The 4176-nt window shown below is 66.0% G+C and carries 3 protein-coding genes and 1 pseudogene; all 4 read left to right on the forward strand.

Annotated features, from left to right (window positions below):
• Positions 1-471 (forward strand): annotated as a pseudogene (locus tag EOA86_RS24545) (sugar ABC transporter substrate-binding protein); the annotation flags it as partial.
• Between the two features lie 291 nt (positions 472-762).
• Positions 763-2301: a sugar ABC transporter ATP-binding protein gene (locus tag EOA86_RS24555; protein WP_128344039.1), complete on the forward strand. Its 1539-nt coding sequence runs from the start codon at positions 763-765 to the stop codon at positions 2299-2301.
• The gene (locus EOA86_RS24560) at positions 2298-3269 is read left to right on the forward strand and encodes an ABC transporter permease (protein ID WP_128344041.1); all 972 of its coding nucleotides are present in this window, start codon (positions 2298-2300) and stop codon (positions 3267-3269) included. The genes EOA86_RS24555 and EOA86_RS24560 overlap by 4 nt, the downstream gene beginning before the upstream one ends.
• Positions 3266-4176, forward strand: a 911-nt coding sequence (locus EOA86_RS24565) for an ABC transporter permease (protein WP_164891946.1), incomplete at its 3' end; no start/stop codon positions are given. The genes EOA86_RS24560 and EOA86_RS24565, both read left to right, overlap by 4 nt.

Here is a 4176-nt window from a genome sequence, read left to right on the forward strand (position 1 = left end):
GTCTTCACCGGCTGGCAGCAGGATCAGGGCAAGCAGCAGATCCTCGATTTCATCGCCACTGGATCGCCGTTCAACGGCATCTGGACCTCGGGCATCGATAATGTGATCGTCGATGCGCTGGTCGAGTCGCAGACGCCGCTGGTGCCGGTGGTCGGCGCCGACAATGCCGGCTTCGTCGGCCAGCTGAACTCGGTCGAAGGCCTTGTCGGCGCGGCGGTGACCAATCCCGGTTCGATCGGCGGTGCCGGCGTGACGCTGGCTCTGCAGATCCTGAACGGCAAGAAGCCGGCGGAGCAGACCGTGCTGGTCGAGCCGCAGCTTTGGGAGAACGCCACCGAAGAGGGCAAGGCCAAGCTGAAGAGCGTAGCCGATCCGTCGCTAAGCCCGGAATGGCCGGTCTCGATCTCCATTCCGGAATGGACCACCTACACCAAGGACCAGATCATCGCCTGCAAGGGCCCGGGCGAGTAAGTATGGGCTTTCGCTGCAGACCATGACCGTTTCCAACTTGTGCGGAGACGGTCAATTGCCGAGGTTGTCGCCGCCCCTTATCGCCCTGCCGGGCACTTCTCCCCGTATAGTGACGGGGAGAAGGGGGCCGGCCGCAACTCCGGCGCTCTTCCTGCGACGGTGATGATTGGCGAAACCGATGATGACAGCGCCCTCTCCCCGTCTCTATACGGGGAGAGGATGCTGGCAGGCAGGTGAGGGGCGGCGCCAGCGCGAATGATTTGAGCCGCATAAATCGAGAGCCACGCGATTTTGACCACCAACCCCCTCCTGGACGCCACCGGCGTCGTGAAGACCTACGGCGCCGTGGTGGCGCTGCGCAACGCGTCGCTGTCGGTCCTGCCGGGTGAGGTTCACGCCCTGATGGGCGCCAATGGCGCCGGCAAATCGACGCTCGTCAAGATCCTGACCGGCGCCATCCGGGCCGATGCCGGGCACATCCTGATCCGCGGCGAAACCCGCGACGTGCGCTCGCCCGCCGATGCGCGCCGCGCCGGCCTGCTTCCCGTCTATCAGGAACCGTCGCTCATCCCCGATCTCGATGTCGCCTCCAACCTTCGCCTGACCGACACGCCGGTCGAGCCGTTCCGCGCCTGGGTTCGCGAACTCGGCATTCCCGACCTCGACATCCGCGACATCGCGCGCAACATCCCGCTTGCCGTGCTGCGCGTGCTCGATCTGGCGCGGGCGCTGGCGGTCGAGCCCGACGTTTTGCTGCTCGACGAGATGACCGCGGCACTGCCGGCAAACCTGGCAGAAAAGGTGCTCGAAGTCGTGCGCCGCCAGGGCGACAGCGGCCGTTCGGTGATCTTCATTTCCCACCGCTTTGTAGAGATATCGGCGCTTTGCGACCGCGCCACCGTGCTCCGCGACGGCGAGACCGTCGGCGTCGTCGACATCGAGCCGGGCGTCGAGGAGCGCATTGTCGAGATGATGCTCGGCGCCAGGATCGAAAAGACGCGAGTGGCGGCGCACCAGGCAAGCCAGGCCGCTTCGCCTGGGGATAGCCGCCCGCGCCTCGGCGTGGCGAACCTTCGTGTCGGCGCCAAGCTCAACGACGTATCGTTAGACTTGGCCAACGGCGAGGTCGCGGGCATCGTCGCGCTCGAAGGGCAAGGCCAGGACGAGCTCTTCGCCGCGTTGGCCGGCTCCATCCGCCCGTCCGACGGCACCATCGAAGTGGACGGGAAGTCGGTGAAATTCGCGCATCCGGCCGATGCGATCCGCGCCGGCATCGCCTATGTGCCCGGCGACCGCACCGAGGCGCTGACCATGCAGCGCTCGGTGCGCGAAAACATCGCGCTCCCCTTCAGCGCCGCCTTGCGCAACTGGGGGCCGATCAACATGGCGCAGGAACGCTCCAGGGTTGTCAGTGCGATCGAGCGGCTGCAGATCGACACACGCGCCCAGCGCGAGGTGCAGCGCCTGTCCGGCGGCAACCAGCAGAAGGTGACGATCGCCCGCTGGATCGCCGCTGAAGCACAGACCATCCTCTGCTTCGACCCGACGCGCGGCATCGATGTCGGCACCAAGCAGGAGATTTACAAGCTGCTGCGCGAACTCGCCGACCAGGGCAAGTCGGTGCTGTTCTATACATCCGAACTCGAGGAGGTGCAGCGTGTCTGCGATCGCGTCATCGTCATCTTTGGGGGGCGCGTCGTCGATGTCTTCCCCGTCGAACTCGCCGACGAGCCGGCACTGATGCGCGCCGCCTATGGCTTGCCGCGCGGCGCCAAGGAGGACGTCGGCATCCTTGCCGATATCCACTCGACCCCGGTGGCGAAACCTTGACCCGCCTCGTCCGCCGTCAGGGCTGGGTCGCCGGCCTGCTTGTCCTGTTCGTGGTCCTGTTTGTGATCACCAGGCTCATCCAGCCGGGCTATGGCAGCGGCGATTTCGGCTCGCTGGTGCGCGCGGTGCTGCCTTACGCCTTTGCCGTCGCCGCCCAGACGATTGTCGTCATCGCCGGCGGCATCGATCTTTCCGTCGGCGCCATGATGGCGCTGACCAGCGTCACCGCTGCATCGATGATGGATGGCGCCAGCGAGGAATACGCGCTTTTCGTCGTGCCGTTCGTGCTGGCCATGGGACTGGTGCTGGGCGCCGTCAACGGCATGCTGATCGTCGTCACCCGCGTGCCCGACATCGTCGTCACGCTGGCCACCCTCTTCGTCCTGCAGGGCGCGGCGCTGCTGGTCCTCGGTGCGCCCGGCGGCGCGGTGGCCGAATGGCTGAGGGCGACCATCGTCGGAACAGTCCCGATCCCGGGGCTGCCCGGGATTTCTGCCTGGATACCGAAGGCGCTGGTGCTGCTGGTCGTCTGCCTCTGCATCATCTGGATACCGCTCAAGCGCTCAAAACTCGGCCTTTCGATCTACGCCATCGGCAGCAGCGAGCTCGCGGCATTTCGCAGCGGCGTGCCTGTCGCGCGCACCAGGATCATCGCCTATGCTCTGTCGGGGCTTTTCGCTGCCATGGGCGGGCTGGCGCTGACCATGAGCACAGGCATCGGCGCCCCCATTCCCGGCCCTTATCTTCTTGCCAGCGTGGCGGCGGTCGTGCTCGGAGGCGTCGCACTTGGCGGCGGCAAGGGCGGATTGCTCGGCCCGATCGTCGCGGTCTTCGTGCTGCGGCTGGTACGCACCGACCTGACGCTGCTGGCCATCGATCCCAACGTCACCGCGATCATCGAGGGCGCGATCATGGTCGCCGTCGTCATGTTCGGCGCCTTCATCACAATGCGGAGCCGCCCATCATGAGCAATGCCGCCACGGTCTCTCAATCCGTACCCTTCGGCCGCCGCCTCAAGCGGTTCATGGCCGACCGGCCGCTGATCCCGCTGATCATCCTGCTGGTCATGCTGGTGGTGATCCTGCAGATCCTGCGTCCCGGCATCGTCAATGAGCGGTGGCTCGCCAACACCGTGAAGTTCGCCATCCCGCTGGCGATTCTTGCCGGCTGCCAGACCATGACCATGCTGACCGGCGGCATCGACCTGTCAGTCGGTACGGTAGCGACGATGAGCGCCTTCATCATGGCGACGCAGGTCGTCAATCACGACCCGGCGGTGGCGATCCTCATCGCATTGGTGCCGGCGGTGCTGATCGGCCTGGTCAACGGCATCGGTGTCGGCGTGTTTCGCGTGCACCCACTGATCATGACGCTCGGCACCAGCCTGATCGGCACCGGCTGCCTGCAGGTCTATCAGCGCACCGTGATTGCTTCGGGCGCCAAGATCCCGCCCTTCCTGGCCTGGCTCGGCACCGGCCTCACCTATGGCGTGCCCAATGCGCTGCTGCTGTTCGTGCCCATCGCCGTCCTCATCGTCTTCACCTTGCGCCGCACCGGCTTTGGCCGCCTGCTTTACGCAGTCGGCGACAATGAAGGAGCAGCACGCCTGTCCGGCGTCCGCTACTGGCAAGTCATCACAGCGCTCTACGTCATCTCGAGCGTGCTCGCCGGCATTACCGGGCTGCTCTATATCGGCCTGATCAAGGCGCCGTCGCTGTCGCTGGCCGAACCGCTGGTGCTGCCTTCGGTGGCCGCCGCCGTGATCGGCGGCACCTCGATCTTCGGCGGCCGCGGCGGCTACACCGGCACCATCATCGGGGCGCTGATCCTCACCGTTCTGACGACACTGCTGACCATCCTGCAAATGCCCGAAGG

This window comes from Mesorhizobium sp. M5C.F.Ca.IN.020.32.2.1 (assembly GCF_004023105.1).
Lineage (GTDB): Bacteria > Pseudomonadota > Alphaproteobacteria > Rhizobiales > Rhizobiaceae > Mesorhizobium > Mesorhizobium wenxiniae.